General features: G+C 64.5%; 28 protein-coding genes. 15 read left to right on the top strand and 13 right to left on the bottom strand.

The window, feature by feature from the left end:
- Nucleotides 1-2: 2 nt before the first annotated feature.
- From ACK4HJ_RS04605 to icd, 3 genes are all read right to left on the bottom strand, one after another.
- Nucleotides 3-389, bottom strand: coding sequence for a response regulator (locus ACK4HJ_RS04605; RefSeq protein WP_409828136.1), 387 nt, complete (start codon nt 387-389; stop codon nt 3-5).
- Nucleotides 386-2,239 carry a PAS domain S-box protein gene (locus ACK4HJ_RS04600; RefSeq protein ID WP_409828135.1) on the bottom strand — a complete coding sequence of 618 codons (1,854 nt, stop codon included), beginning with the start codon at nt 2,237-2,239 and terminating at the stop codon, nt 386-388. The genes ACK4HJ_RS04605 and ACK4HJ_RS04600 overlap by 4 nt, the downstream gene beginning before the upstream one ends.
- A gap of 329 nt (nt 2,240-2,568) precedes the next feature.
- On the bottom strand, nt 2,569-3,828 hold the full coding sequence (icd, locus tag ACK4HJ_RS04595; protein WP_409828134.1) for an NADP-dependent isocitrate dehydrogenase: 1,260 nt from the start codon (nt 3,826-3,828) through the stop codon (nt 2,569-2,571).
- A gap of 192 nt (nt 3,829-4,020) precedes the next feature.
- On the opposite strand from icd, the gene ACK4HJ_RS04590 reads away from it, so the two are divergent.
- A complete protein-coding gene (locus tag ACK4HJ_RS04590; RefSeq protein WP_409828132.1) occupies nt 4,021-4,257 on the top strand; it encodes a hypothetical protein in 237 nt (78 codons plus the stop codon).
- A 200-nt stretch (nt 4,258-4,457) separates the two neighbouring features.
- Entirely contained in the window at nt 4,458-4,949 is a 492-nt protein-coding gene (locus ACK4HJ_RS04585; protein WP_409828130.1) for a DUF192 domain-containing protein, read from the top strand.
- Between the two features lie 180 nt (nt 4,950-5,129).
- Here ACK4HJ_RS04585 and ACK4HJ_RS04580 read toward each other — a convergent pair whose 3' ends face one another.
- Nucleotides 5,130-5,711, bottom strand: a complete 582-nt coding sequence (locus ACK4HJ_RS04580; RefSeq protein WP_291504638.1) for a superoxide dismutase — start codon at nt 5,709-5,711, stop codon at nt 5,130-5,132.
- 233 nt (nt 5,712-5,944) lie between these two features.
- The gene (gene xseA / locus ACK4HJ_RS04575) at nt 5,945-7,270 is read right to left on the bottom strand and encodes an exodeoxyribonuclease VII large subunit (RefSeq protein ID WP_409828127.1); all 1,326 of its coding nucleotides are present in this window, start codon (nt 7,268-7,270) and stop codon (nt 5,945-5,947) included.
- A 352-nt stretch (nt 7,271-7,622) separates the two neighbouring features.
- On the opposite strand from xseA, the gene ACK4HJ_RS04570 reads away from it, so the two are divergent.
- The 6 genes from ACK4HJ_RS04570 (at nt 7,623) to adk (ending at nt 11,801) form a co-directional block, all read left to right on the top strand.
- Nucleotides 7,623-8,270: a MotA/TolQ/ExbB proton channel family protein gene (locus ACK4HJ_RS04570; protein ID WP_409828125.1), complete on the top strand. Its 648-nt coding sequence runs from the start codon at nt 7,623-7,625 to the stop codon at nt 8,268-8,270.
- A 42-nt stretch (nt 8,271-8,312) separates the two neighbouring features.
- Entirely contained in the window at nt 8,313-8,747 is a 435-nt protein-coding gene (locus ACK4HJ_RS04565; protein ID WP_409828123.1) for an ExbD/TolR family protein, read from the top strand.
- A 5-nt stretch (nt 8,748-8,752) separates the two neighbouring features.
- Nucleotides 8,753-9,904, top strand: a complete 1,152-nt coding sequence (lpxK, locus tag ACK4HJ_RS04560; protein ID WP_409828121.1) for a tetraacyldisaccharide 4'-kinase — start codon at nt 8,753-8,755, stop codon at nt 9,902-9,904.
- Nucleotides 9,905-9,934: 30 nt separating this feature from the next.
- On the top strand, nt 9,935-10,117 hold the full coding sequence (locus tag ACK4HJ_RS04555) for a Trm112 family protein (RefSeq protein ID WP_409828119.1): 183 nt from the start codon (nt 9,935-9,937) through the stop codon (nt 10,115-10,117).
- A complete protein-coding gene (gene kdsB, locus ACK4HJ_RS04550; protein ID WP_409828117.1) occupies nt 10,114-10,959 on the top strand; it encodes a 3-deoxy-manno-octulosonate cytidylyltransferase in 846 nt (281 codons plus the stop codon). Before ACK4HJ_RS04555 ends, kdsB begins: the two co-directional genes overlap by 4 nt.
- A 185-nt stretch (nt 10,960-11,144) precedes the next feature.
- A complete protein-coding gene (adk, locus tag ACK4HJ_RS04545; protein WP_409828115.1) occupies nt 11,145-11,801 on the top strand; it encodes an adenylate kinase in 657 nt (218 codons plus the stop codon).
- A 147-nt stretch (nt 11,802-11,948) separates the two neighbouring features.
- Here the strand turns inward: adk and ACK4HJ_RS04540 are convergent, their stop codons facing one another.
- The 3 genes from ACK4HJ_RS04540 to ACK4HJ_RS04530 form a co-directional block, all read right to left on the bottom strand.
- Nucleotides 11,949-12,419 carry a DUF6152 family protein gene (locus ACK4HJ_RS04540; protein WP_409828113.1) on the bottom strand — a complete coding sequence of 157 codons (471 nt, stop codon included), beginning with the start codon at nt 12,417-12,419 and terminating at the stop codon, nt 11,949-11,951.
- A 68-nt stretch (nt 12,420-12,487) separates the two neighbouring features.
- The gene (locus ACK4HJ_RS04535; RefSeq protein WP_409828112.1) at nt 12,488-12,910 is read right to left on the bottom strand and encodes a hypothetical protein; all 423 of its coding nucleotides are present in this window, start codon (nt 12,908-12,910) and stop codon (nt 12,488-12,490) included.
- Between the two features lie 26 nt (nt 12,911-12,936).
- On the bottom strand, nt 12,937-13,908 hold the full coding sequence (locus ACK4HJ_RS04530) for an asparaginase (protein ID WP_409828111.1): 972 nt from the start codon (nt 13,906-13,908) through the stop codon (nt 12,937-12,939).
- Between the two features lie 89 nt (nt 13,909-13,997).
- Between ACK4HJ_RS04530 and lexA the strand changes: the two genes are divergently transcribed.
- Nucleotides 13,998-14,672, top strand: coding sequence for a transcriptional repressor LexA (gene lexA / locus ACK4HJ_RS04525; protein ID WP_409828109.1), 675 nt, complete (start codon nt 13,998-14,000; stop codon nt 14,670-14,672).
- 889 nt (nt 14,673-15,561) lie between these two features.
- The gene (locus ACK4HJ_RS04520; RefSeq protein WP_409828108.1) at nt 15,562-16,569 is read left to right on the top strand and encodes a D-2-hydroxyacid dehydrogenase family protein; all 1,008 of its coding nucleotides are present in this window, start codon (nt 15,562-15,564) and stop codon (nt 16,567-16,569) included.
- Nucleotides 16,570-16,733: 164 nt separating this feature from the next.
- Here the strand turns inward: ACK4HJ_RS04520 and ACK4HJ_RS04515 are convergent, their stop codons facing one another.
- From ACK4HJ_RS04515 to ACK4HJ_RS04500, 4 genes are all read right to left on the bottom strand, one after another.
- Entirely contained in the window at nt 16,734-17,861 is a 1,128-nt protein-coding gene (locus ACK4HJ_RS04515) for a branched-chain amino acid ABC transporter substrate-binding protein (RefSeq protein ID WP_409828107.1), read from the bottom strand.
- Between the two features lie 131 nt (nt 17,862-17,992).
- Nucleotides 17,993-18,217: a hypothetical protein gene (locus ACK4HJ_RS04510; RefSeq protein WP_409828106.1), complete on the bottom strand. Its 225-nt coding sequence runs from the start codon at nt 18,215-18,217 to the stop codon at nt 17,993-17,995.
- A gap of 592 nt (nt 18,218-18,809) precedes the next feature.
- Nucleotides 18,810-19,244, bottom strand: a complete 435-nt coding sequence (locus ACK4HJ_RS04505; protein ID WP_409828104.1) for a DNA polymerase III subunit chi — start codon at nt 19,242-19,244, stop codon at nt 18,810-18,812.
- Between the two features lie 21 nt (nt 19,245-19,265).
- On the bottom strand, nt 19,266-20,777 hold the full coding sequence (locus ACK4HJ_RS04500) for a leucyl aminopeptidase (protein WP_409828103.1): 1,512 nt from the start codon (nt 20,775-20,777) through the stop codon (nt 19,266-19,268).
- Nucleotides 20,778-20,861: 84 nt separating this feature from the next.
- Here ACK4HJ_RS04500 and lptF point away from each other — a divergent pair, with 84 nt between their 5' ends.
- The 5 genes from lptF (at nt 20,862) to ACK4HJ_RS04475 (ending at nt 25,720) form a co-directional block, all read left to right on the top strand.
- Complete coding sequence (lptF, locus tag ACK4HJ_RS04495; RefSeq protein WP_409828101.1) at nt 20,862-21,974, top strand: LPS export ABC transporter permease LptF; 1,113 nt, start codon at nt 20,862-20,864, stop codon at nt 21,972-21,974.
- Nucleotides 21,971-23,077: an LPS export ABC transporter permease LptG gene (gene lptG, locus ACK4HJ_RS04490; protein ID WP_409828099.1), complete on the top strand. Its 1,107-nt coding sequence runs from the start codon at nt 21,971-21,973 to the stop codon at nt 23,075-23,077. The genes lptF and lptG overlap by 4 nt, the downstream gene beginning before the upstream one ends.
- A 27-nt stretch (nt 23,078-23,104) precedes the next feature.
- Nucleotides 23,105-23,476, top strand: a complete 372-nt coding sequence (locus ACK4HJ_RS04485) for a sirohydrochlorin chelatase (RefSeq protein ID WP_409828098.1) — start codon at nt 23,105-23,107, stop codon at nt 23,474-23,476.
- Nucleotides 23,477-23,550: 74 nt separating this feature from the next.
- The gene (locus ACK4HJ_RS04480; protein WP_409828097.1) at nt 23,551-24,492 is read left to right on the top strand and encodes a CysB family HTH-type transcriptional regulator; all 942 of its coding nucleotides are present in this window, start codon (nt 23,551-23,553) and stop codon (nt 24,490-24,492) included.
- A gap of 55 nt (nt 24,493-24,547) precedes the next feature.
- Nucleotides 24,548-25,720 (top strand): pyridoxal phosphate-dependent aminotransferase, encoded by a 1,173-nt coding sequence (locus ACK4HJ_RS04475; RefSeq protein WP_409828095.1) that lies wholly within the window; start codon nt 24,548-24,550, stop codon nt 25,718-25,720.
- Between the two features lie 21 nt (nt 25,721-25,741).
- Here the strand turns inward: ACK4HJ_RS04475 and ACK4HJ_RS04470 are convergent, their stop codons facing one another.
- Nucleotides 25,742-26,644, bottom strand: a complete 903-nt coding sequence (locus ACK4HJ_RS04470; RefSeq protein ID WP_409828675.1) for a DMT family transporter — start codon at nt 26,642-26,644, stop codon at nt 25,742-25,744.
- Nucleotides 26,645-26,982 lie beyond the last annotated feature (338 nt).

Below are 26,982 nucleotides of genomic sequence, written 5' to 3'. Positions count from 1 at the left end.
GCCTAAGGCGCGGCGGCGGTGCCCAGGAAGCCTTCTATCTGCTGCACAAAAGTTTCGGGGGTGATGGGTTTAGAGAAATGGTCGTCAAACCCCATTTCCAGCGCCTTCTCGCGGTCGCCAGGCATGGAGAACGCAGTCACGGCCACCAGGGGCACGGCGCGCCAGCGCGGGTGGGAGCGCAAGGTCTGGGCCACCTGATACCCGTTCATGATGGGCATTTGCAGGTCGCAAAGGATGAGGTCGTGGGGCTGCGACAGCGCCAGTTCAAGCCCGGCGGCGCCGTTGTCGGCGGACAGCACCGTGTGGCCCGAGGCCTCCAGCAGGTAGGTGACCAGCTGTCGGCTGGCGTCGTCGTCTTCAATGACCAGGATGGTGGCTGTCGTCGTCATGCCGTGGACTCCGGGATTTCCAGGGTGAAGGTGGTGCCCTGCCCTTCCGCGCTTTCAAAGGTCAAGCTTCCACCCAGGGCCTCCGCCAGCTTGCGGCTCAGGTGCAGGCCCAGGCCCGTACCCTCTTGGTGGCGCCGATCGGCGCTTTCCACCCGCGAGAAAGCCTCGAACAGGCGGGGCTGGTCTTCGGCCGGGATGCCCGGCCCTGTGTCCTGCACCTGCACCACCAGCCTGCGTCCTGACGGGTCGCCTGCCTCGTCCCGCAGCGTCAGGTGCACGCTGCCCTGGTGCGTGAACTTGATGGCGTTGCCCAGCAGGTTGATCAGGATCTGGCTGAGCGCGCGCCGGTCGGTGCGCAGCATCACACCGCCGGGCGGAAGGTGCATGGCAAAGGCCAGCGCCTTGCGAACGGCCTCGGGCCCGAGCGTGGCCGACACCTCTTCGGCCACGGCTCGCACATCCACTGGCTCCAGGTTCAGCGTGAGCTTGTTGGCGCCCAGCTTGGCCACGTCCAGCAGATCGTTGATGAGGGAGAGCAGGTGACGCGCGCCGGTCTGCACGATGCGCAGCTGCTTTTCCTGCTCAGCATTGAGGGGGCCAGGCAACTTCATCAGCAGTGTGCCGGTAAAGCCGATGATCGCGTTCAGCGGCGTACGCAGCTCGTGCGACATGCTTGCAAGAAAGCGGTCCTTGACGAGCGCAGCGTTCTCCAGCTCCAGGTTCTTGTCGCGCACCGCCTGCTCGATGCGCTTGCGCTCGGTCACATCGCGGATCGCACTGGAGACGAACAGCCCTTCTTCCGTCTCCAGCGGGCTCAGGCTGATCTCGACGGGAAACTCGGTGCCGTCCTTGCGCAGGCCGTGCAGCTCCAGCCCCGCCCCCATGGCGCGGCTGCGGGGCTCGGCAAAAAAGCCGGCGCGGTGCTGTGGATGCGATGCGCCAAAACGTGCAGGCACCAGCAGCTCGATGGGTTGGCCCAGCAGCTCGTTGCGGCTCCAGCCAAACAATTTGACGGCCTGCGAGTTGACCAGCACGATGCGCCCCTCGCGATTGACGATGACCATGGCGTCCGGAGCGGCCTCCAGCAGGTCCTTGAATTTCTGGTCAGCGCGCTTGCGGTCGGTGATGTCGCGGATGGCGCTCATCACCATGGGCCCTTCTTCGGTCTCGATGGGGCTCAGGCTGACCTCCACCGGGAACTCCTCACCGTTCTGGCGCAGGCCATAAAGCTCCAGCCCCGCCCCCATGGTGCGCGTGCGCGGCTGGCGAATGAAGCCGCTGCGGTGCCCCAGGTGCGCACCCCTGTAACGTGGGGGCAGCAGCACTTCCACGGCCTGGCCCAGCAGGTCGGCGCGCTGGTAGCCAAACACGCGCTCGGCCTGGGAGTTGACCATGACGATGCGGCCGGTGACGTTGATCATGACGATGGCGTCGGGCGTGGATTCAAGGAGGTCGCGGAACCGCGCCTCCAGCAGCTTGGCGTCGCGTTGCACCTTGAGCTGTGTGACGTCCTTTTTGCTGGACAGGAAGTACAGCAGCTCGCCTGCGGCGTTGCGCACGGCCTTGGTGGACACGTTGACGTGCACCAGCGACCCGTCCTTGCGGCTGCGCACGGATTCGTGCACCGACGTGCCCACGCGCACGGCCTCGGCGCGGATAGCATCCTCTTCGTGCGCACGGTCGGGCGGAACGATCAGATCCAGCAGCGATCGTCCGCGGGCTTCGGCCTGCGTGTAGCCAAAGATCAGTTCAGCAGCGGGGTTCCACTCCTGCACCACACCTTCATGGGAAAGCACCAGCAGTGCATCGGGGTTTTGCTCCCAGTAAGCCGTGGAAAAGTCAGACGCCATGCAGTCCTCTCTGTGGGGGCTGCCCGGCCATGCACCTGATGTGCCTGGGCCTGGGAAAGCCGCGCTGCCGCCTGTTTGTCGATATTGCGGTCGCTCGATCAACGCAGTTTGTGTCGCCTCATGAGGCCAGACAAACACGGGGTTGGCGAACCATCTTAGAGGCTCGGGCCCCGGTATGCCAACTCCCAAATGGCAGTTTGCATAGTTTGACGTTGTCCGGCATCGCCCGGCCGCGTACAAAAAAGCCCTTGGTTCTGAGAGATAACCAAGGGCTGTGCGCTTTGGCAGGGCCTGGTGCCCCACCTTCTTTTAGATCCAGTGAATCAGGCTCACATGTTGTCGATCATGACCTGCCCAAAGCCGGAACAGCTGACCTGGGTGGCGCCCTCCATCAGGCGGGCGAAGTCATAGGTCACCTTCTTGGATGCAATGGACTTCTCCAGCGAGCTGATGATCAGGTCGGCCGCCGTCGTCCAGCCCATGTGGCGCAGCATCATCTCGGCCGATAGGATTTCGGAGCCAGGGTTCACGTAGTCCTTGCCGGCGTATTTGGGCGCCGTGCCGTGGGTGGCTTCAAAGCAGGCCACCGAGTCCGACATGTTGGCGCCGGGCGCAATGCCAATGCCACCGACCTGTGCAGCCAGTGCGTCGGAGATGTAGTCGCCGTTGAGGTTGAGCGTGGCCACAACGGAATACTCGGCCGGGCGCAGCAGGATCTGCTGCAGGAAGGCGTCGGCAATGCTGTCCTTGATGGTGATTTCCTTGCCGTTCTTGGGGTTCTTGAGGCGGCACCACGGGCCACCGTCTATCAGCTCGGCCCCGAACTCCTTCTGCGCCAGCGCATAGGCCCAGTCGCGAAAGCCGCCCTCGGTGTACTTCATGATGTTGCCCTTGTGCACGATGGTCACGCTGGGCTTGTCGTTGTCGATGGCGTACTGGATGGCCTTGCGCACCAGGCGCTCGGTACCTTCGATGGACACGGGCTTCACGCCCAGGCCGGAAGTCTTGGGAAAACGGATCTTCTTGACGCCCATTTCTTCCGTGAGGAACTTGATGAGCTTCTGGGCCTTTTCGGACTCGGCCTGAAATTCGATGCCGGCGTAGATGTCCTCGGAGTTCTCGCGGAAGATGACCATGTTGGTCTTCTCGGGCTCCTTCAGCGGCGAGGGCACGCCCTTGAAATACTGCACGGGACGCAGGCACACGTACAGGTCCAGCTCCTGGCGCAGCGCCACGTTCAACGACCGGATGCCGCCGCCCACGGGCGTGGTCAGCGGGCCCTTGATGGACACCACGTACTCGCGCAGCACGTCCAAGGTTTCCTCGGGCAGCCACACGTCGGGTCCGTAGACCTTGGTGGACTTTTCGCCGGCGTACACCTCCATCCAGTGAATTTTCTTGGCGCCACCATAGGCCTTGGCCACAGCCGCGTCCACCACCTTGATCATCACCGGCGTGATGTCCAGCCCCGTGCCGTCGCCTTCGATGAAGGGGATGATGGGCTGGTCCGGCACATTCAGGGACATGTCGGCGTTGACGGTGATCTTCTGGCCTTGGGCAGGCACCGTGATGTGCTGGTAGCGGGTCATGGGGATGTGTCTCCGGAGGGGTCTGAAGCGGGCTCAGCGCGCGCCGGCGCGGGAGCGGGTCCGGGTCATTCTAATGAGAAAAATTTGCGGTCCGGCCCGGGCAACCAGCGCACCGCTGCTATCTTTGCGGGCAGAGCCGCGCGAATTCCCGGGTGGCTCTTTTTGTGTGTCCTCACCATTGAAACGGCATATATGAAAAAACTCCTCGCTGTCCTCATGGCTGGTCTGTTTGCTGCAAGCGCCTTTGCCCAGGCACCTGCGGCCACACCGGCCCCGGCGCCCGCTGCTGCACCTGTCGCAACCACAGCGCCCGCGGCCGACCCCACCCCCATGGCCGCCACCAGAAAAAAGGCCAAGAGCACCCAAACGGCCAAGAAAAAGTCCGCCAAGAAGGTCGCCAAGAAAAAGACCCCCAAGAAGACTGCCTGACGCGCCCATCCTACGCAGTCAGTGGCAGGCAGGAGGCTTGATTCCAACCGCCCCGCCAATGCTTCAAAATCGCCCGCATCAGCGGGCGTTTTGTTTATTAGCGGCGTCGGCCCAAGGCCGCACCACCGATTGAACCGCTCGTCCGCTTTGCACTCTGTCGTTCACCGGGCGCTTGACGCCCCTTCGAGGAAAGCTTGCCCATGACCGCTGCCCGCGCCGCCTTTGTCCGCCCTGTTGTATCTCTTTGCCGCCCCTTGCTGGCCGCTGCCGCAGCCGCCGCCCTGATAGCCGGTGCGCAGGCCCAGGAGGGACCGCAGCTGAACCTGCAGCGCATGGAACTGACCGCCGGCATGCACCGCATCGACGCGCAGGTGGCCGCCACCCCGCAAGAGCGCCAGACCGGCCTGATGCACCGCAAGGACATGCCGCAGCACGAAGGCATGCTGTTCGTGTTTGAGCAGCCTGCGCAGCAGTGCTTCTGGATGAAAAACACGCTGCTGCCGCTCACAGCGGCGTTTGTGGACGATGACGGCACCATCGTGAACCTGGCTGACATGAAGCCGCAGACGCTGGACTCGCACTGCTCGGTCAAGCCCGTACGCTATGTGCTGGAGATGAACCAGGGCTGGTTTGCCAAGAAGGGCATCAAACCCGGCGCACGGCTGGGGGGCGCGGTGTTCAGCCGCAAATAGCACCGGCGTCTACCCTGCCCCAGGTGCCAGCCAAAGACCCAGGCCGCTTCTTTTTTAATAGCTGTCAGCTATTTACCAGCAAGCGCCAGGGCCAGAAAACATTTGAAAACTGCCTACAAAAAAACGGCCCGCAGGCCGTTTTTTTGTGGCTGCGCGCACCGGGTGCGCAGCAGGCCCTCGTCAGGCGAAGTTGGCTTCGGCAAACTTCCAGTTCACCAGCTTGTCGAGGAATGTCTCAACGAACTTGGGACGCAGGTTGCGGTAGTCGATGTAGTACGCGTGTTCCCACACGTCCACGGTGAGCAGCGCCTTGTCGGCAGTGGTCAGGGGCGTGCCGGCCGCGCCGGTGTTCACGATGTCCACGCTGCCATCGGCCTTCTTCACCAGCCAGGTCCAGCCCGAGCCAAAGTTGCCCACGGCGGACTTCACGAAGGCTTCCTTGAACGCGGCATAGCTGCCCCACTTGGCATTGATGGCTGCAGCCAGCGCGCCCGAAGGCTCACCGCCGCCCTGGGGAGCCATGCAGTTCCAGAAGAATGTGTGGTTCCAGATTTGTGCAGCGTTGTTGTAGATGCCGCCGCTCGACTTCTTGATGATCTCTTCGAGCGTCATCGATTCGAATTCGGTGCCCTTTTGCAGGTTGTTCAGGTTCACCACATAGGCGTTGTGGTGCTTGCCGTGGTGGTATTCCAGGGTCTCCTGGCTGTAGTGGGGGGCCAGGGCGTCAATAGCGTAGGGCAGCGGGGGAAGGGTGTGTTCCATGGTGGTTCCTCGTGGTTTGAAATTCTGGGGATGCCAGGGGGCTGCACGGCCGGCTTTCCTGAGCAATGCAGTCGGGCACAGCGGGAAGGGGGCATTGTAGGAACATCACGTGACCTCTGCAGCGTCGCGGCACGCGATGTAGGGCCAAAGCGGCGGTGCAGCCCAAAACACGCTCATGTCCTACAGCAGTGGCACGGCCCTGCCATCCGACAGAGCATCACCGCGTCACCGCATTACAGCAATCGCGGCTGCGCGACGGTCACATCCACCGTGCCATCCGCCAGCGTGGCACGCAGCGCGTCGCCCGGCCGGGCCTGCCGTGTGCTGGTGACCGCATGGCCGGCCGTGTCCGTCAGCAGCGCATAGCCGCGCTGCAGCACCAGCCGCGGGTCCAGCAGCTGCAGCCGCAGCGCGGTGCGATCAAGCTGGTCGGCCTGCTGCTGCAGGCAGCGCTGCATCTTGGTGGGCAAATCGGCCTGCAGCGCTTGCTGAGTGTGCGCAAGGCGCTGCGTTTTCAGTAGCACGCCATGGCGCATCCGCTGCGCCAGCCGCGCAAGCTGCATCTGCTGGCGGGCCACCAGCGCGGAGGGGCGGCCCAGCCGCGCGGCCGCCTGGTCCAGACGCTGGTGGCGCGCGTCGAGCTGGCGCTCCACGCCATCTGCAAGGCGGCTGGCCAGCAGGCCCAGGGCGCCCAGCCAAACGTCACGCGGCTGGGCCACCAGCTCCGCCGCGGCGGTGGGCGTGGGGGCCCGCAGGTCGGCGCAGAAGTCGGCAATGGTGAAGTCGGTTTCGTGCCCCACGCCGCAGACCAAGGGCACCGGGCTTTGCACGATGGTGCGGGCGAGCTGCTCGTCGTTGAAGGCCCACAGGTCTTCGATGGAGCCGCCCCCGCGCACGAGCAGGATGACGTCGATGGGCGGATTTTTATTCAAATCTGCCCCTGGTGCCTGTCCCGCCTGCGCAAGCAGATACAGTTTTGATAGCGAAGACCGGAGGGATGCCGGGGCCGCGGCCCCTTGCACCTGTGCAGGCACCAGCACCACGGGAATGTGGGGCACCCGGCGGCGCAGCGCGGTGACCACATCGTGCAACGCTGCGGCCCCAGGCGATGTGACCAGGCCAATCCCGCGCGGCTGCATCGGCAACGGCCGCTTGCGAGCGCTGTCGAACAGCCCCTCCGCGTCCAGCTGGGCCTTGAGCCGCAGAAACTGCTCGAACAGCGCGCCCTGCCCTGCACGCTGCATGCTTTCCACAACGAACTGCAGGTCGCCCCGCGCCTCGTACACCCCCAGTCGCCCCCGCAGCTCCACCAATTCGCCATCGCGGGGCGAAAAGTCAAGCAGGCTGGCGGCGCGGCGGAACATGGCGCACCGCAGTTGGCCTTGGGAGTCCTTGACCGAAAAATAACAATGCCCGCTGGACGCGCGCGAGAAGCCCGTTATCTCGCCGCGAACCGCAACAGGATTGAACCGCGCCTCCAGCGCATCAGCAATGGCGCGGCATAGGGCTCCAACTTCCCATACGCGCGGCGCCAATGCAGCGTTTGGCCGCTCAAGCATCAGCATCGGCGCGCTCTGGCGCGCCGCCCGCAGGGCGAGTAGTCCACAGAAACCGGCGTGCAGCCCCGAACGCGCCTTGCACCAGGCAAATCGCCCCGGAAACACGAAAATACGTGCAAGTCTTTGATTTATAAGAACTTTTCACTGCGTAAATTTTCATCAATCTGTTGCGAGCGTGAATTGGCGCCACTTTGCAAGCCCGTGCAGGTGGGTTGCCCACAAAGTTATCCACAGTTTTTGTGGGTGAGCCGCGCAGCGCTGGAGGGCAGCGGCAAGGTAACGGTTTGTGACGAAGAGGTGCCGCGAAGCTAGGCCATAATCGCCGATTGCTTACATCTGCGCGGAGAGAGATTTGCTGTCCATCATACAAGCCGCAGGCTGGCCGATTTGGCCCCTGATTGCGTGTTCCGTCCTGGGGCTGGCGTTGATTTTCGAACGCTTTGTGGCCTTGAAAACGGCCCGTGTCGCCCCTCCCAAACTGCTGGACGAAGCCATCACGGTGTCCTCCAAGTCCGTGCCTACGCCCGATGTGGTGAACCAGCTGGCGCAGAACTCGGCACTGGGCGAAGTGCTGGCCAGCGGTCTGCGCACCCTGAACAGCAACCCCCAGTGCAGCGAAACCGATCTGCGCGCCGCCATGGAAGGCGCCGGCCGCGCAGTTGCCCACCGGCTTGAGAAGTACCTGTCCGCCCTGGCCACGATCGCCTCGGCCGCGCCCTTGCTGGGCCTGTTGGGCACCGTGATCGGCATGATCGAGATCTTCGGATCGCAAGCTGGTACGGGCGGTATGGGCCAGGCCATGGGCGGTGGCAACCCCGCACAACTGGCGCACGGCATCTCGATCGCGCTGTACAACACCGCCTTCGGTCTGATCGTAGCCATCCCTGCGCTGATCTTCTGGCGCTACTTCCGCGCCCGCGTCGATGCCTATCTGCTCACGCTGGAGCTGGCGTCCGAGCAGTTTGTGCGCCACATCCTGCGCCTGCGCAAGGTCAAGTAACCAGCCGCGCCTGGCCGCCCGCCCGTTTTCTTGCTCTTGCCCATGAACTTCAGCCCCCGTCCCAAGAACGAGCCCGAGATCAATCTGATCCCGTTCATCGACGTGCTGCTGGTGATCCTCATCTTTTTGATGCTGACCACCACGTACAGCAAGTTCACCGAACTGCAGCTGACGCTGCCCGTGGCCGACGCGGAGCAGCAGCGCGACCACCCCAAGGAGGTGATCGTGTCTGTTGCAGCCGACGGCCGCTATGCCGTGAACAAGAGCGGCGTGGACGGCAAGAGTGTTGACGCCGTGGCGCAGGCCATGCGCGTAGCCGCCACCGCCGGGCGCGACAGCGTGGTCATCATCAGCGCCGATGCCATGGCGTCCCACCAATCCGTGGTCACCGTGATGGAGGCCGCGCGCCGCGTAGGCCTGACCCAGATCACCTTCGCCACGCAGTCGTCGGCATCGGGCCGCGCCAACGGCCGCTGACGGGCATGGCTGCCTCCGGGCCGCAGCCGCCCTCTTCAGCGTCATCTCCAAAGCCCTCCTCCCCCTCGCTGTCCTCGGAGGCTTCGGCCTCGGCGCAGCGCGGCCTGCCCGGCGTGTGGCAAACGCGTGGTGCAGCAGCGTGGGCCCTGTGGCCCGTGTCTTTGCTCTATCGGGCCCTGGTGGCAGGCCGCCGCGCCATGTATCGCGCCGGCTGGCTGCGGTCCGAGCACGCTGGCCGCCCCGTGGTGGTGGTGGGCAACGTGATCGCTGGTGGCGCCGGCAAGACCCCGGTGGTGATGGCCGTGGTGCGGCATCTGCAGGCCCGAGGCCTGCGCGTCGGGGTGGTCTCACGGGGGTACGGCCGCAGCACCACCGACTGCCGCGCGGTCACCCCGGACAGCCCGGTTAGCGAAGTGGGCGATGAACCTGCGCTGATCGCGCGCAGCTTTGCCACCGGGCCTGCAGCCGTTCCTGTCTTTGTGGCGCCACGCCGCATCGCCGCGGCCCGGGCGCTGCTGGCCGCCCACCCAGAGACCGACCTGATCGTTTGCGACGACGGTCTGCAGCACCTGGCCCTGCAGCGCGACGTGGAAATCTGCGTGTTCAACAACGAGGGCGTGGGCAACGCCTGGCTGTTGCCTGCAGGCCCGCTGCGCGAGCCGTGGCCGCGGCCGGTGGACTTTGTGCTGCATGCAGGCGCAACCGCCCCGGCGCATGAGGCGGGCGGGCTGGCCTTTGGGCTGCAGCGGAGCCTTGCACCCTGGGCGGTACAGGCGGACGGAACGCGTGTGCTCCTGGCGTCGCTGCACGGACAGCCGTTGCACGCCGTAGCTGCCGTGGCACGACCGGGCGATTTTTTTGCCATGCTGCGCGATCAGGGCCTGGATCTCGCACACGCCGAGCCCTTGCCGGATCACTATGATTTTGATAGCTGGAAGCGATTATCAGACAAGCGCACAAGGCTGATTTGCACCGAAAAAGATGCAGTAAAACTTTGGGTCCGTCACCCAGACGCTTTAGCCGTACCGCTGCAGGTTCAACTGCCTGCCGCATTCTTCGCCGCCCTCGATATACGGCTCTGTGCCGTGCTGCCCTCGAAGCGCGCAGCGCAGTACCAGGACGGTCCAAACCCGCCGCTATCATCCCCGTCTGCCTGAACGAACCCTTTTCCGGAAAGCCCGCCCGCCATGGACCCCAAACTGCTTGAACTGCTGGTCTGCCCCGTCACCAAAGGCCCGCTGACGTATGACCGCGATGCGCAGGAGCTGGTGTCCCGCAGCGCACGGTTGGCCTACCCGGTGCGCGACGGTATTCCGGTGCTGCTGGAAACCGAAGCCCGCACGCTGACCGACGAGGAACTGGAACGGTGAGCGGCGTGTCGGCAGTGTCGAGCCTTGGCGAGGGGCAGCCCGCAGAGTTGCCCCGCTTCACCGTGTTGATCCCGGCCCGCCTCGCGTCCAGCCGGCTGCCCAACAAGCCGCTGGCAGACATCGCGGGCCAGCCCATGGTGGTGCGCGTTGCGCGCCGTGCGGCCCTGAGCGCAGCCGCCCGCGTGGTGGTGGCGGCCGACGACGACCGTATCCTGCGGGCCTGTGCTGACCACGGCGTCGAAGCAGTGCTGACGCGTGCCGACCACGCAAGCGGCAGCGACCGCCTTGCACAGGCGTGCACCGACCTGGGCTTGGACGGCGATGACATCGTGGTGAATGTGCAGGGTGATGAGCCGCTGATCGACCCCGAACTCATCAACGCCGTAGCCGCATTGCTGCCTGCCCGGCCCGAGGCGCGCATGGGCACGGCCGCGCACGCCATCGCTTCGCTGGCGGACTTCACCAATCCCAACGTGGTGAAGGTGGTACTGGACGGGAGGGGCCTGGCCCACTACTTCAGCCGCGCGCCCATTCCTTGGGCGCGCGACCTGCCGGGCGTGGCCTGGTGGGACGGCGCCGCGGCCGCGGCCGTACCCGCTGTGCCCACCCTGGCAGGCTTTGCGCCATTGCGCCACGTGGGCATCTACAGTTATCGCGCAGGCTTCTTGCGGCAGTTTCCGTCGCTGGCTCCGGCACCGACAGAAGCGCTGGAAGCCCTGGAGCAGCTGCGGGCGCTGTGGCACGGCCACCCCATCGCCGTGCACCTGGCCCGTACGCCCCCCGGCCCCGGCGTGGATACGCCGGAAGACCTGGAGCGCGTGCGCAGCCTCATCGCTGGATAAGCATTCATTACACGCGTCGGACCGCGCCGCCGCTGCCGGCCGGTGTAAGTCAGCGCAAGGTGGTCGCATGCTATCCTCGCCCGCAACGAGAGCACCGCATCCCGGGCGCCCTGGGTCGCCCAACGCGCCCTCGGGGCCCGCCCCCGCCAGCGGCGCCACCTGATTTCTAACCTTCGAGGACTTCCATGAGACTGATTCTGTTGGGCGCGCCCGGTGCCGGAAAGGGCACGCAAGCCACCTTCATCTGCCAGAAGTACGGCATCCCCCAGATCTCCACCGGCGACATGTTGCGCGCAGCCGTGAAGGCCGGCACGCCTCTGGGTCTGCAGGCCAAGGCCGTGATGGATTCAGGCGCCCTGGTCAGCGACGACATCATCATCGGCCTCGTGAAGGAACGCATCACCCAGCCAGATTGCGCCAACGGCTTCCTGTTTGACGGTTTCCCTCGCACCATTCCCCAGGCCGACGCCATGAAGGCGGCCGGCGTCAAGCTGGACTATGTGCTGGAGATCGATGTGCCGTTCGACGCCATCATCGAGCGCATGAGCGGCCGCCGTTCGCACCCCGCCAGCGGCCGCACGTACCACGTCAAGTTCAACCCCCCCAAGGTGGAAGGCAAGGACGACCTGACGGGCGAGGACCTGATCCAGCGCGAGGACGACAAGGAAGAAACCGTGAAAAAGCGCCTGCAGGTCTACAGCGACCAGACGCGGCCACTGGTGGACTACTACAGCAACTGGGCCAAGGCCGAGCCAGACGCCGCCCCCAAGTATCGCGCCATCAGCGGCACGGGCAGCGTGGACGAGATCACCGCACGCGCGCTGCAGGCGTTGGCGAGCTGAAGCAGCGCGGAGTCACCACCGCACCAAGCAAGCCCGTGAATTGGTGGCTCTGGTCGGCGGGCTTGGTTGGCGGGCACTGTACACATGGCGATGCTGCCACTGGTGCATCGCCTTTTTTATTGCCCCGTTCCCGTTTGATGGCGCCTCTCACGCCGGGCTGGATCGCAGGCCGTAAGCCTTGCCATCCACAAACAGGTATTCCGCGCGCAGCACGGCGTCGCCTTTTTCCTCGCGCAAGGTAAAGCCCAGCACCGATAACGCGGTGCCCGGCTTGATCTCCTGCACCTGCCATGCCTGCATGCGGGTGAGCGGCGCCAGCTCTACCTCCCAGCGACGGTCCTTGCGCGTCGGCAGCACGGCCTTGGCCAGCAGCGCTTTGCCATCCACCGGCGACGCCTGCGCCGGCAGCGCACGTTGGGCCAAGTCGGGCGGCAGCTTCAAGTCTGCGGGGATCTCCAGTTCCAGCTCGGCATGGGGGTTCTGCCAGCGCACTTTGCGGGCAATGCCTTCCAGATAGATGGGGCGGTCTGCGTCAAAACTGCTCCAGCCGTGGTGGGCATGCGCCCCCAGCGGCACAGCGGTGGCGGCCAACAGCAGATGGCGGCGTTGCAGGCTCATGGATTCGTTCCTTTCATTACTTCCAGGCGATGGGGTTGCGCGGCAAGGGCGCACGGGGTTTGCATGGCTCACGCATACGCAATCCATCGGCCACATACCACCACGGCAAACCAGATCAGCGTAGACGTCAACATGAGCGCCCGGGCCATGCCGTCCAGGCGCACCAGCGAACCCCGTCCATGGAACCACGCCGCGTTGCAGGCCGCAAGCATTAACAACAGCATCTTCAAGGTGAAAGCGCGGTTGCTGAGCAGTTCTGCCGGCTGCGTGGCAAACATCAGCAGGCCCGATAGAGCCACCACGCAGAACCCGCACAACGCCAGCGTCAGGCTGAGCCGCGCCAGGTCCTTGACGGGCAGCGCTGCGCCCCGACCCCAGACGCGCAGTTCCAGCAGCACCAAGTTGCCCAGCAGTAGCGCAATGCCCACGATATGCACCACCTCCAGCGCGGGGTAGGCCCATGCATGCGTGCGGAGTGTGGCAAAGAACATCGCTGCGTATCCTTCGTCTCAAATCCTCAGTCGGCACCCTGTCCGAGCAGGTCCAGCATCAGCGTGATTCGCGCCTTCACCGGCGAGAGCCCGAATGAATCGGGCAGCACGTCGCCAGGCTTGGGCAGCACCTGCCCCTCGGGGCAGCGCGTGGACCGCACCACACGCACGCCGGACGCCTGCGCGCGTACCAGTGGGGTTTCGAGGGCTTGGTGGATCGTGCCGTTGCCGGTGCAGGCGACGACTAGGCCCTGCACACCATCGCGCACCAGCGCATTCACCACCGCACCGCTGGCACCGGCGTGGCTCATCAAGATCTCCACGCGCGGCCACTGCGCTGCATCCACTATATTTTCGATAGCTGCCAGCGCTTTACCAGAAAGCGCTGAGGGCTGATTTTTAGGCCAAGCCCGTGTCAGGCGTACTCTGCCCTCCTCCACAAAACCCAGCGGGCCTATGTCCCCCGACGAAAACGCATTCACGCGGTACGGGTGCACCTTCTGTACCCATCGCGCACCGTGGACTTCCCCCGCGGCAACGGCCACCACCCCACCGGCCCCCGGCGTCAAGGCCACCGCCACCGCGTCCAGCAGGTTCTGGGGGCCGTCGGGGGTCAGGGCCGTTGCGGGGCGCATGGCACAGGTCAGCACCACCGGCTTGTCAGCCGCAAGCACTTGGTCCAGAAACCACGCGGTTTCTTCCAGCGTGTCGGTGCCGTGGGTGATGACGATGGCGCGCACATCCGTTTCCTGCAAATGGTGGGCGCAGCGAAGCGCCAAGGCGCGCCACACGGGAGCATCCATGTCCTTGCTGTCGATCTGGGCCACCTGCTCGGTGTGCAAATGGCAGTCCGTCAATGCCTGCAGCGCAGGCACGGCCTGCAGCAAATGCTCCACCCCGACCTGCGCGGCCGTGTACCCAATGTTGTCTCCTGCCCTGGCGGAGGTGCCGGCGATCGTGCCGCCTGTACCCAAAACCACAATTTTTTGCCCACTCACTTGCGCACTCCGAAAAACTGGTGAAAAATACAGCTACTGGATTAAAAAACAGTTGTTAGCCACTGTAGATGCCCTCGCAGGAAACCACCATGCTCGACAACCCCAAGCTCACCGCCCGCCAGCAACAAATCCTGGACCTGATCCAGACCGCCATTGCACGCACCGGAGCGCCGCCGACCCGGGCTGAAATCGCGGCTGAACTGGGGTTCAAGTCAGCCAACGCTGCCGAGGAACACCTGCAGGCGCTGGCCCGCAAAGGCGTGATTGACCTGGTCAGCGGCACGTCTCGTGGCATCCGCCTGCGGGGTGATACGGTACGGTCCATCAACGCGGCACGCGGCAGCCAGTTCAGCCTGCCCATTCCCGGCCTGTCTCAGTTGGTTCTGCCGCTTGTGGGGCGAGTGGCGGCCGGCTCGCCGATTCTCGCGCAGGAACATGTCGATCAAACCTACAGCGTGGAAAACAGCCTTTTCCAGCACCGCCCAGACTACCTGCTCAAAGTGCGCGGCATGTCCATGCGCGACGCCGGCATCATGGACGGCGACCTGCTCGCCGTGCAGTCCACACGCGACGCACGCAACGGCCAGATCATCGTCGCACGGCTCGGAGACGACGTCACCGTCAAGCGCCTGCGCCGCACGGCTACCGCCATTGAACTGCTGCCCGAGAATCCCGACTACCCCATCATCGTCGTCCAGCCTGGGGAGCCTTTCGAAATCGAAGGCCTGGCCGTCGGGCTCATCCGCAACACCATGCTGATGTAGTCCCGCAGTGGCCGGAGCCGCCCGCAATGCAGGTGGCGCCAGCGCACTGAATAACTTTTACATCCGTTCGGCTGCACCGCAGGTGGCGGGCGTTTGGAGCATGCGGCACGCGGTGCCTGCTTGCTCCAGCCCTGCGGCGTGGCTTCGTCCTGCAATCCTGCCTATGTCCAACCCCCGACCTTCGGAGTTTTCACATGGGAATTGCTTTGTCCACCCTCACTCTCCTGCCCTCCCCCCTGCGCGCGCTGAGCCGCTGGCTTCAGCAGGAGCTGCGACTGGAAGCCGAATCTGATACGCGGCCTCATCCGGCCTCCGCTCATCCTGGTCCTCAAAACACCCTGCCCAGCGGCCTGCGGCCCCATGCGACAGCGCCTGAGCGCGAAAATCGCTCGCCCGTGCCGACGTCAGTGCGGCCGCTTCGCGGGAGCTGGCCCTTCAATGTTCGACCGGCACCAGCCCCTGCACAGCCTGCTGACCGCCCCCAGCATCCCTACAGCAGCTCCGCGAACCGGTCGTTTCTCCCCGCCACCAGCTCGCGGGGCAGCCGTGATACTTTCCTGGCCGCGCTTGCCGCAGACCCGTGCGCCCGCAACGCGCCAAGAGTGCTGCGCCGAATGACGGACAAAAGCACGGGCAAGCTGGTCATTACGGGACGCATGGCCGATGTGTGCGCAGAGCTGGAACGCCTTGCCGCGCTGGAAGCCCTCCAAGCGCGTTAGGTGAGTGCAGCTTGCGTCGGGTTGCCTTCCCGATCCGTGCCGGGACACCGTGTGGACGACATCGCAGCTTGCCAATCAACAACACTCGGTCACCAAAAAGCCCGCGGATGACAGGCCATGCAAAGGCGTCGCGGGCGCGGTGGCACCGTGTGCCAAGGCACAATGGCGGTATGAACATTGTGATCCTCGACGATTACCAGGACGCGGTCCGCAAGCTGCATTGCGCCTCCCGGCTCGACGCGTACACCGCAAAGGTCTACACCAACACCGTCAAGGGCCTGGGCCAGCTTTCCGTCAGACTCAAGGACGCAGACATCATCGTGCTGGTCCGCGAACGCACCCAGATCACCCGCCAGCTGGTAGAAAAACTCCCCCGGCTCAAGCTCATCGCACAAACCGGCAAGGTAGGCGGCCACATCGACGTGGCAGCCTGCACGGAGCGTGGCATTGCGGTGGCCGAGGGCGTGGGCTCCCCCGTAGCGCCTGCGGAGCTGACCTGGGCGCTGGTGATGGCAGCCACGCGCCGGCTGCCCCAGTACATCTCCAACCTCAAGCACGGTGCCTGGCAGCAGTCGGGTCTCAAGACAGCTTCCATGCCGCCCAACTTTGGCATCGGCACCGTGCTGCGCGGCAAGACACTGGGCATCTGGGGTTACGGCCGCATCGGCCAGCTGGTGGCCGGCTATGGCCGGGCCTTTGGCATGAATGTGCGGGTGTGGGGACGCGAAGCGTCCCGCGCACAGGCACTTACGGACGGCTACCAGGCGGCGACCACGCGCGAAGAGTTTTTCTCGCAGTGCGACGTGATCTCGCTGCACCTGCGGCTTAACGACGAGACACGGGGCATCATTTCGCTTGAAGACCTCTCGTGTATGAAGCCCACTTCATTGCTGGTCAACACCTCCCGCGCCGAGCTCATCGAACCCGACGCCCTGATCGCCGCCCTCAACCGCGGCCGTCCCGGCATGGCGGCGGTGGATGTTTTCGAAAGCGAACCCATCCTGCAAGGCCACGCCCTGTTGCGCCTGGAAAACTGCATCTGCACACCACACATTGGCTACGTGGAGCAGGACAGCTACGAGTTGTATTTTGGTGCGGCGTTCGACAACGTCATCAACTTCATCAAGGGTACGCCAACGAACATCGTGAACCCGGGTTCCCTGCAGGTGCGGCGATAAGGGTGTGTTTTCAAAGGCCTCTGTGGCAGGGCCACTGCGCGAACAGAAACCAAACCAAAACCTGATTCAGCCAAACCAAAAACAAAAGGCTTCCCGAAGGAAGCCCTTTGTTTTGGAATGACGGAGCGCCAACAAAGCGCTCCGCCGAGCAAGACCTGTGCAAATTACAGAGGAGTCTTCTTGCCGTCCTTGTAGACGTACAGCGTGATAGCGGGGTTCTTCATTTCGCCATTGGGTTCAAAAGCGATCGTGGAAGTCACGCCCTTGAAGTTGGATTTGGCCAGCTCAGGCGTGTAGACCTTGGGGTCCACGGAATTGGCACGCTTCATGGCGTCCACGATCAGGAACGTGGCGTCATAGGTGTAGGGGCTGTACACCTGGAACTGGCCGGGGTACTTAGCGTCGTACTTGGCCTTCCAGGCCGTGCCGCCAGGCATCTTGGCCAGCGAAGAGCCGCCTTCGGCGCAGATCACGTTGGCCAGGGTCTTGGCGCCGGCGGCCAGCTTGGCGATTTCGGACGTGCAGACGCCGTCACCACCGAAGTACTTCACGTTGCCCATGCCCAGCTGTTCCATTTGGCGCAGCATGGGGCCCGCTTGGGGGTCCATGCCGCCGTAGAACACGGCATCAGGATTCTTGGCCTTGATGGCGGTCAGGATGGCCATGAAGTCGGTGGCCTTGTCGGTCGTGAACTGCTCGTCCACCACCTTCATGCCCTTGGCAATAGCGGTCTTCTTAAACACGTCTGCCACGCCTTGGCCGTAAGCGGTACGGTCGTCAATGATGGCCACGGTCTTGAGCTTCAGCGTGTCCACGGCGTAGAACGCCAGCCCAGCGCCCAGGGCGTTGTCGTTGGCAATGATGCGGAAAGTGGTCTTGTAGCCAGGCTTCGTCAGGTTGGGGTTGGTGGCCGCGCCCGTGACGTGGGGGATGCCGCAGTCGTTGTAGACCTTGGAAGCGGGGATGGTAGTACCGGAGTTGAGGTGGCCGACCACGCCTGCAACCTTGGCGTCGCACAGCTTTTGTGCAGCCGCAGTGCCCTGCTTTGGATCAGCGGCGTCGTCTTCGGCGACCAGCTCGAACTTGATCTTCTTGCCACCGATGGTGACGCCTTGAGCGTTCAGCTCTTCAATGGCCATGCGGGCGCCATTTTCGTTGTCCTTGCCGTAGTGGGCTTGGGCGCCGGAAACCGGAGCCACGTGGCCGATCTTGACCACCTGCTCTTGTGCAGAGGCCACGCCGGCAACAGCCGCGATAGCGGCAACCACGGTCAGTTTCAACTTCAATTGCATATCAATCTCCAGTAAAGATAAACGCTGAGAATGGTTCTTGTGTCTCAACGCAGGCGAACATATCGCAATTTACGGGCCAGATCATTAGGGAACACGATTAAATGCGGGCGAAACCACAGGGGAATACCCTGTCATCCCTTGGTGGGCGCGCGTTCGCCGCTCGCCAGCTCATCGGCAACGGCTTCGTACACCGCTTGGCGCACCACCGATTCGACCTCTTCGCGCAGGCGCGGCAGCACCGAACGGGTCTGTTCCTGCACCACAGTGGCGATGGCTTCGCGTAGGCGCTTGTCCAGCACCACATCCACGCGCTGCATCACCCGGTGCACCATGTATTCCTCCATCCCCTCTGGCATGGGCCTTGGCGGGCGCACGCCAGAAGCCGTGGGGATCCCCGTATGCGACGGCGTGCCCGTGGGCGGGGTGATTGCAGTCCCGGTCGGCAAAGGCATTGACGGGACGTCCGCCCGAGTCACGGCGGCTGGCGTCGGCGCAGCACGCCGCGGTACGACGGACGTCACGGGCGTCGCTGCTGAACCTGCATCGACCCTTGCCCGTTCACCTGCTAACGCGTGTGGAACAGGTGCCGGAACCCGCAGGGATGATGGCTGCACCGCCGGCGCAGGCCGCGCAGCCGCGGGCGAATGGGCAGCGGTTGGAGCCTCAGGTGCGGACCGGGTCGCCGTGGTGAACGCTCCTGCCATCGCCCGCGCAGGCGCCCCAGGCGAAGGGGACGGTGCGGAATGCGCAAATGTCGATGCGGGAGGCGATATGGATGCAGCCGCTACCCGAGCCGCCGTGGACGGCGTCATCACCGTGGTGCGCAGCGGCGCCGAGCCAGCCGTGGGAGCTGGCACCGGCGGGATGCCGGTCGTTTGCACCACTTCGGTGAGGGTGGGCACAAAACGCGGTGGGGTGCGGGGTGGTGGGGTCGCCATCTTGGAGCCTTCAGTGGGACTTGAGCACCAGATCGTGGCGCGTGATGGTGTAGCCACGGGAGGCATAGTGCTTCCAGCGCAGGCGAGCGGCGCTGCGGTCTGATTCATCGTGCGCGCTCACCACTTCCACAAGGCGCTCAAACTGGCCAAAACCCTCGGGCACTTCGCCGTGCAGATTGAGCAGTACTTCCTGGTGCGGTGGACGCTGCGCAGTGGTTGCCAGCACCACCGGCGATGCCTCCACCAGCTCTTCGTCCGCATCAGCACGGCAGTGCGCCACAAAATCCTGGGGTGCCATCAACCACAGCATGCGGTCCAGCTCGACCAGCAGATCGGCGGGCGCAGCAATAACAAGCCGGGCGCCGCTCTTGTGCACCTTGCGCGCAAACCGGCACGCATAGGCCAGCTTGTCTGGCGCGTTGAAGTGAAAGGCAACCTCGGTCATGGCTTGTCCGCTGGACCCGAGTCAGGCGCCAGCCCGGGCCCGCGCGACGCGTGGGCCGGCAGCCTTCTTGCCCCCTGCAGGCTGCGGGACGCCAACCTTGGCCTGCCCGACCAGATACTGAACCAACAAGCCAACGGGCCGCCCGGTGGAGCCTTTCGCTGCGCCCCCTTTCCAGGCCGTCCCAGCGATGTCCAAATGCGCCCAGGGCATGTCGCCCACAAACTTCTGCAGAAACTTCGCCGCCGTGATCGAGCCGCCCGCGCGGCCCGCCACGTTGCCCATGTCGGCAAAATTGCTCTTGAGGCCGTCGGCGTAGTCGTCGTCCAGAGGCATGCGCCAGCACAGGTCTTGCGCCGCATCGCCCGCTGTTTGCAGCGCCGATGCCAAGGCCTCGTTGTTGGCAAACAAGCCGCTGCGCACGCCGCCGAGGGCGATCACGCAGGCACCCGTGAGGGTGGCAATGTCGACCACGGCCGCCGGCTTGAAGCGCGCGGCATACGTAAGGGCATCGCACAGCACCAGGCGCCCTTCGGCATCAGTGTTGAGGATTTCAATGGTCTGACCGCTCATGCTGGTTACAACGTCGCCGGGCTTCACGGCACGGCCGTCCGGCATGTTCTCGCACGCGGGGATCAGCCCCACCACATTGATGGAGGGCTGCAGTTCGCCCAGCGCGCGGAACACGCCCAGCACACTCGCGGCGCCGCACATGTCGAACTTCATTTCATCCATCTCGGGCGCCGGCTTGATGGAAATCCCCCCCGTATCAAACGTGATGCCCTTGCCCACCAGCACCACAGGGGCCTTGTCCTTGGCGGCGCCGTTGTAGCGCAGCTCGATGAAGCGCAGGGGTTCTTCCGACCCGCGCGCCACGGCCATGAAGGCGCCCATCTTCAACCGGCCGACTTCGGCAGGGCCCATCACCTTGCACTGGATGCGCGGCAGCTTGGCCAGTGACTTGGCTGCGTCAGCCACCAGGGAGGGCGTGGAGTGGTTGGCGGGGCGATTGCCCCATTCACGGGCAAACTCGATGCCCGCGACCAGGGCCACTCCGCTGTCAAATTCTTCGCGGACATCGGTTGCTTGGGGCACGCCAAGCACGCAGCGGGTCAGGCTGCGCGCATCCGCCTTGGGCTTGGTCGTGGTGTAGACGTAGCTCACATCGGCCACCGCCTGAACCGCGGCGCTCACGGCCCCTGGCTGCGCCTTGCCACCAAAACACAGCACCACGCGCTTGGTCTGAGGCGCCTTCAGTGCCGCGCCCGCTGACTGCAGCGCCTGCCGCGTGGCGCGGGCCGATCCATCGCCCTGCCCCAGCAGCACCACTCGGCGGGCCGCCACTGCGGGCGCCTGGTACAGCTGCAAATGCTTGCCAGCCTTGGTGGAAAGATCTCCGCTCTTGAGGGCCAGTGCCGCGAGGGACGACAGCGCGTCCCGCCCTGGCTTGAAACCTTCCGGAATCAGCACGACCAGGAGATCGCATTTCTCGAAAGCCGCCGCAGTCAGGTCAAGGGTCTTGAGATCAAAGTTCATAATCGGTGTTTTCCTTTTGGGCTTGTTGTGCACTTTCGCAGGCCCACAAAAATGCGTTGCAGGCACTTGGCCTGCTTTGAGCCAATGTTATTCGATTCATCCATTCGCAAGGAGCTGGCGCGCAGCTTCGGCGCGACGCTGGTGGTGCTGGTGACCGTGGTCATGACCATGATGCTCATCCGCACCCTCGGACAGGCCTCCAAGGGGAGCGTCAGCCCATCCGACGTGATGCTTGTGATGGGCTTCACGGTGCTGGGACAATTGCCCACTATTCTTAGCCTAAGCCTCTTCATCGCCGTGGTGGGCACGCTGTCGCGCATGTACCGCGACAGTGAAATGGTCATCTGGTTTGCCAGCGGGCGTGGGCTCATCAGCCTGCTCAAGCCGCTGTTGCGGTTTGCCTGGCCTGTGATGGTGGTCATCGCCGTGCTGTCTCTGCTGGTGTGGCCGTGGGCCAATTCGCAAATCCAGCAGCTTCGAACCCAGTATGAGCAGCGCAGCGACATCGACCGGATCGCGCCCGGCGAATTTCAGGAATCATCCAACGGCAGCCGCGTGTTCTTTATCGACAAGGACGCGCCCGCTACACAGGCCGGCAACAATATTTTCATTGCAGCGACCGATGGCGTGCGCGAATCCGTGACCTCTGCGCGCAGCGCCCGGCTGGAAACCCGCAACGGTGAACGCATGGCCCTGCTCAGCGACGGCCAGCGGCTGGAAACCTCGCGCGACAAACCCGGTGTCAAGATCAGCGAATTTGTTGAATACGGCACCCGCATCGGCTCGGCGCCGTCGGGGTCTGCCGAAGAAATGGCCGTGAAAACCCGCGCTACGCACGAGTTGCTGATGCAACCGCTGCCCGCCTACCGCGCCGAGCTGGGCTGGCGACTCGGCCTGGCATTGGCAGCCATCAATTTTGTGGTGCTGGGCCTGGCGGTGGCCAGCGTCAACCCGCGCGCCGCGCGCAGCACCGGCCTGGTCTTCGCGCTTTTCGGGTTCATCGTCTACTACAACCTGATGACCCTGGGTCAAAGCTGGGTGGGTGCCGGGCGTCTGGGCCTGGGGTCGTTCATGGTGCTGCTGCACGGAGGCATGTTGCTGATGTCCCTGCTGGTGCTGGCAGCTCGGCACAACCAGTGGACCATTGCACGCCTATGGCGCCGCAGGGCTGCGCGCCCAACGGAGGGCGTGGCATGAAAACCCTGCGTCGCCTCATCCACCGTGAAGCCCTGTTTGCCGTGACTTTTGTCACCGCAGGCTTTCTGGCGCTGTTCTTCTTCTTTGACCTGGTGGACGAACTCCGCTGGGTGGGACGCACTGGCGACCAGGGCTACCAGCTGTCGCACGCCTTCCTATATGTGGTGCTCAGCATTCCCAGCCACCTGTACGAACTGCTGCCCATCACCGTGCTGATTGGGACCATCTTTGTGATGGCGCGGCTGGCGCAAAGCTCCGAGTTCACGATCATGCGCACCAGCGGCATGGGCCCCTGGCGGGCCCTGCGCACGCTGCTCACGCTGGGCGGGATGTTTGTACTGCTGACATTTGCCGTGGGCGACTATGTGGCCCCCCTCACCGACCGGGCGGCGCAACTGGTGAAGGTGCGCTATCTGGGCAAGCTGACCACTGGAGCCACCGGCGCCTGGCTGAAGGAGCGGCAGGACGACAGATCCTATGCCGTCAACGTGCGGGCCCTGACGCCTGACGGCGGCATGCTGGATGTGCGGATCTTCGAGTTTGACGCCCAGGGCCGGCTCGCATCGCAGACGCGCGCGGAATCAGGCGAGTTTGGCGCGGATGGCGCGTGGGAACTGCAAGGCGTGCAGCGCAGCCGCTTCCAGCAACGCAGCACCGACGAGGCGCATGTCCAGCATCTGGACGCCCCAACGCTGCAGTGGCCCACCCGCATCAGTGCGGACATGGTGGCCGCCTCGCTGCTCAAGCCAGACCGCATGGCCACCATCGACCTGTTCCAATATATCCGCCACCTCGACGCGAATGGCCAGTCCGCCCAGCGCTACGAGATCGAGTTCTGGCGCAAGGTGTTCTACCCCCTCTCCTGCCTGGTGATGGTGGTGCTGGCCCTACCCTTTGCCTATCTGCATTTCCGCTCGGGTGGCATTGCGGGCTATGTGTTTGGCGGGGTCATGGCGGGTATCAGCTTCTTCCTGCTGAACAACGTGTTTGGCTACGCAGGCAACCTGCAGAACTGGTCGCCCATGCTCACGGCCGCCGCGCCTGGGCTGATCTATTCCGTGCTATCCCTGGCCGCCTTCGGCTGGCTGGTGCTGCGGCGCTGACTGCGCCAGCACGCCATTTCACGATCCATGCAAAAAGCCATCGTCCTGTTCTCGCACGGCTCCCGCGACCCGCTGTGGCGCGCGCCCATTGAAGCCGTGGCCGTGCGCATCGCAACGCAGCACCCCTCACGCCCCGTGGCCTGCGCCTACCTGGAGCTGTGTGCCCCCAGCCTGGCAGAGGCCACCCAGCGGCTCGTCACCCAGGGCGCTACCCACATCACCGTGGTGCCCATGTTCCTGGGCACCGGCAAACATGCGCGCGAAGACCTGCCCGTTCTGATGCAAGAACTGCATGCTGCCCATCCCGGCGTGCAGCTCCACGTCCAGGCCGCCATTGGCGAGGACCCGCGCATGACCGCTCTGATGGCCGACATCGCCTGTGAGGTCCCGCTGGACTGAAAATTCTGCAGCTGCGCCCGGTAGCGCTTAGACGATTGCAGCATAATGATGCAAATCTTTAGGCGATATCAGATATGAACCTGCACCAATTCCGCTTCGTTCAAGAGGCGGCGCGCCGCAACCTCAACCTGACCGAAGCCGCCAAGGCCCTGCACACCTCGCAGCCGGGCGTGTCCAAAGCCATCATCGAGCTGGAAGAAGAACTGGGCGTGGACATCTTTGCCCGCCACGGCAAGCGCCTCAAGCGCATCACCGAGCCCGGCCAGCATGTGCTTAAGAGCATTGAAGTCATCATGCGCGAGGTCGGCAATTTGAAGCGCATTGGCGAGCAGTTCAGTGCGCAGGACAGCGGCACCCTCAGCATCGCCACCACCCACACCCAGGCGCGCTATGTGCTGCCGGTTCCCGTGGCACGGCTGCGCGAGGCCTACCCCAAGGTCAACGTGAGTCTGCACCAGGCCACGCCCCACGAAGTGGCGCGCATGATCATCGACGAGGTGGCCGAGATCGGCATGGCCACCGAATCGCTGGCCGACTACCCTGAACTCGTCACCCTGCCCTGCTACGAATGGCAGCACGTGCTGGTCGTGCCCAACGACCACCCGCTGGCGCAGAAGGAACGCATCGGCCTGGACGACCTGGCGCATGAGGCGCTGATTACCTACCACCCCTCGTTCACCGGCCGGGGCAAGATCGACCAGGCCTTTGCCGCCCGCAAGCTTCAGCCGCGCATCGTGCTCGAAGCCATCGACTCGGACGTGATCAAGACCTACGTGCGCCTGGGCCTGGGCATCGGCATCGTGGCTGAGATGGCCATGCGCGACGACCCGGTGGGCGACCTGGCCGTGCGCCCTGTGGGCCACCTTTTCGGGCAGAGCGTGGCACGCGTTGCCTTCAAACGCAGCGCCTACTTGCGCAACTTTGTCTATAAATTTGCCGAACTGCTCAGCGACCGGCTGAGCCGTGACCTTATCGCACGTGCGATGACGGGGCACGTCAACGACTATGAGCTGTGACTTCGCCGTAGTTCGCCTGTCTTCAAAACACCTTTGATTTTTACGTTGTTGCGCCATGACCCAAGCTAACGCTGCCGCCCGCACCCCAGCCTTCCCCAGCAAGCTGCCCCACGTCGGCACCACCATCTTCACGGTGATGTCGGCCCTGGCCACCGAACACAAGGCCGTCAACCTGGGCCAGGGCTTTCCAGACTTTGAATGCGCCCCTGAGCTGGTGAACGCCGTCACCGCTGCCATGCAGGCCGGGCACAACCAGTACCCGCCCATGCCTGGCATCCCTGCGCTGCGCGAGGCCGTGGCTCGCAAGATCGAGGCGCTGCACGGCCGCGCCTACAACCCCAACACCGAAATCACCATCACTGCGGGCGCCACGCAGGCCATCATCACCGCCATACTCGCCATCGTGCACCCGGGTGATGAGGTGATCGTGCTCGACCCCTGCTACGACAGCTATGTGCCCAACATCGAGCTGGCTGGCGGCAAGGCCGTGCGCGTGCCGCTCACGCCAGGCACCTTCCGCCCCGACTTCGCCAAGATCAGCGCCGCCATCACGCCGCGCACCCGCGCCATCCTCATCAATAGCCCGCACAACCCCAGCGCCACCATCTGGACGGCCGAGGAAATGCGCCAGCTCGAAGACCTGCTCGCGCCCACCGACATCCTGCTGATCAGCGACGAGGTGTACGAGCATATGGTGTTCGACGGCGCCGACCACCAGAGCGCCGCGCGCTTTGCAGGCCTGGCCGCCCGCGCCTTCATCGTGTCGAGCTTTGGCAAAACCTTCCACGTCACGGGCTGGAAGGTCGGCACCGTGGCCGCCCCCGCAGCGCTGACGGCCGAGTTCCGCAAGGTGCACCAGTTCAACGTGTTTACTGTGAACACGCCCATGCAGCATGGCCTGGCCGCCTATTTGCAGGACCCCACGCCCTACCTGCAGTTGCCCGCGTTCTACCAGGCCAAACGCGACCTGTTTCGCGAGGGCTTGGCAGGCTCGCGCTTCAAGCTGCTGCCCAGCACAGGCAGCTACTTCCAGTGCGTGGACATTTCGGCCATCAGCGATTTGAACGAGGCCGATTTCTGCCAGTGGCTCACCCGCGAAGTGGGCGTGGCGGCGATTCCGCTGTCAGCGTTCTATGGCGACGGGTTTGACCAGCGCGTGGTGCGGTTCTGCTTTGCCAAGAAGGACGAAACGCTGCGCGCCGCGCTGGAGCGACTGCGCAAGCTGTGATCTGCAGGGCCTATTGAGGCCCTACCTCGTCTGCCGCGCCAGCCACACCCCCGCCACTGCCAACGCCAGCCCCACCAGCGCCCAGCCGCTGAGCGTCTCGCCAAACATGGCCCAGGCAATCAGCGCAGTGGTGGGCGGGGTCAGGTAGAACAGGCTGGCCACGTTCACTGCGCCGCCCCGGCGAATGAGCAGGTTCAGCAGGCTCACCGCCCCCAGCGAGAGCACCAGCACCAGCCAGCCCAGCGCAAACACAAACTCTCCCGTCCACGATATGGCCATGGATTCGGTGGCGTAGGCGACGGCGGCCATGGCCACTGCACAGGGCAGGTACTGAATGACGGAGCCCGTGCGCAAGTCGAACGAGGGGCAGAACCGTTTCTGGTACAGCGTGCCGGCCGTGATGCCCAGGAGCGCGACCACAGCGGGCAGCAGCATGCCCATCAGTGCATTGGCTGGCACGGTGGCCACCTTGCCGGCCACCACCAGCGCCACGCCGGTAAAGCCCAGGGCCAGGCCCGCCCACTGGGCCGGCCGCACCTTCTCGCCCAGCAAAGCCCCGGCCACCAGGGCTGTCAGCAGTGGCTGCAACCCCACCACCAGCGCGGTGATGCCTGACGGCAGCCCGTGCCCGATGGCCATGAACACCCCGCCCAGGTACACGCCATGCACCAGCAGGCCCGACACCCCAATGTGCAGCCAGGCCCGTCCCGTTGGCGGCCACGGCGCACGCGCCACGGCGACCACCGCGAGCATGAGCACGATGACGATGGCAAACCGCAGCGCCAGAAAGGTCAGTGGCTCCACATACGGCAGCCCCAGCTTGGCGCCGATAAAGCCGGTGCTCCAGAGCGCCACAAACAGCAGAGGGACGAACGAATCGAGTGGACTGGAAGCGCTGGGACGGAGCGGTGTGGCCTGGGTCATGGAGGAAAGAAGCGAATGCAGGGTGGGGATGATCGCAGCTTGCAAGCTTCTGTGCTCCAGGCTGGCGTACGCACTCTCGAAAACCGTGATGAGAAGGGGCCAGTCTCAGTCTCCGAGTGCGTGCCACCCCCTTAAAGGCGCGCGGCCGCACAGACACCACGCGCCAGCGCAAGACCGGCAAATCGGTGATCCACAGAGAGAATATGAATAAAAATGACCTCTAGGGAAGCTCTTCACGAATCGGTTCTGGCAGTGCCGTAGTGATGCCCGAACTAAGACAGCCCTTGCTTTCGAGAATTGATCGCCCCCAGCAGGCGCTGTGCGCGGGCAATTGCCCG

Origin of the sequence: Acidovorax sp. (assembly GCF_046294525.1) — a bacterium.
In the GTDB taxonomy this organism is placed as follows: Bacteria; Pseudomonadota; Gammaproteobacteria; order Burkholderiales; family Burkholderiaceae_C; genus Acidovorax.
Note: the sequence above shows the minus strand (reverse complement) of the source record. Positions and strands in the feature narration are given on the sequence as shown.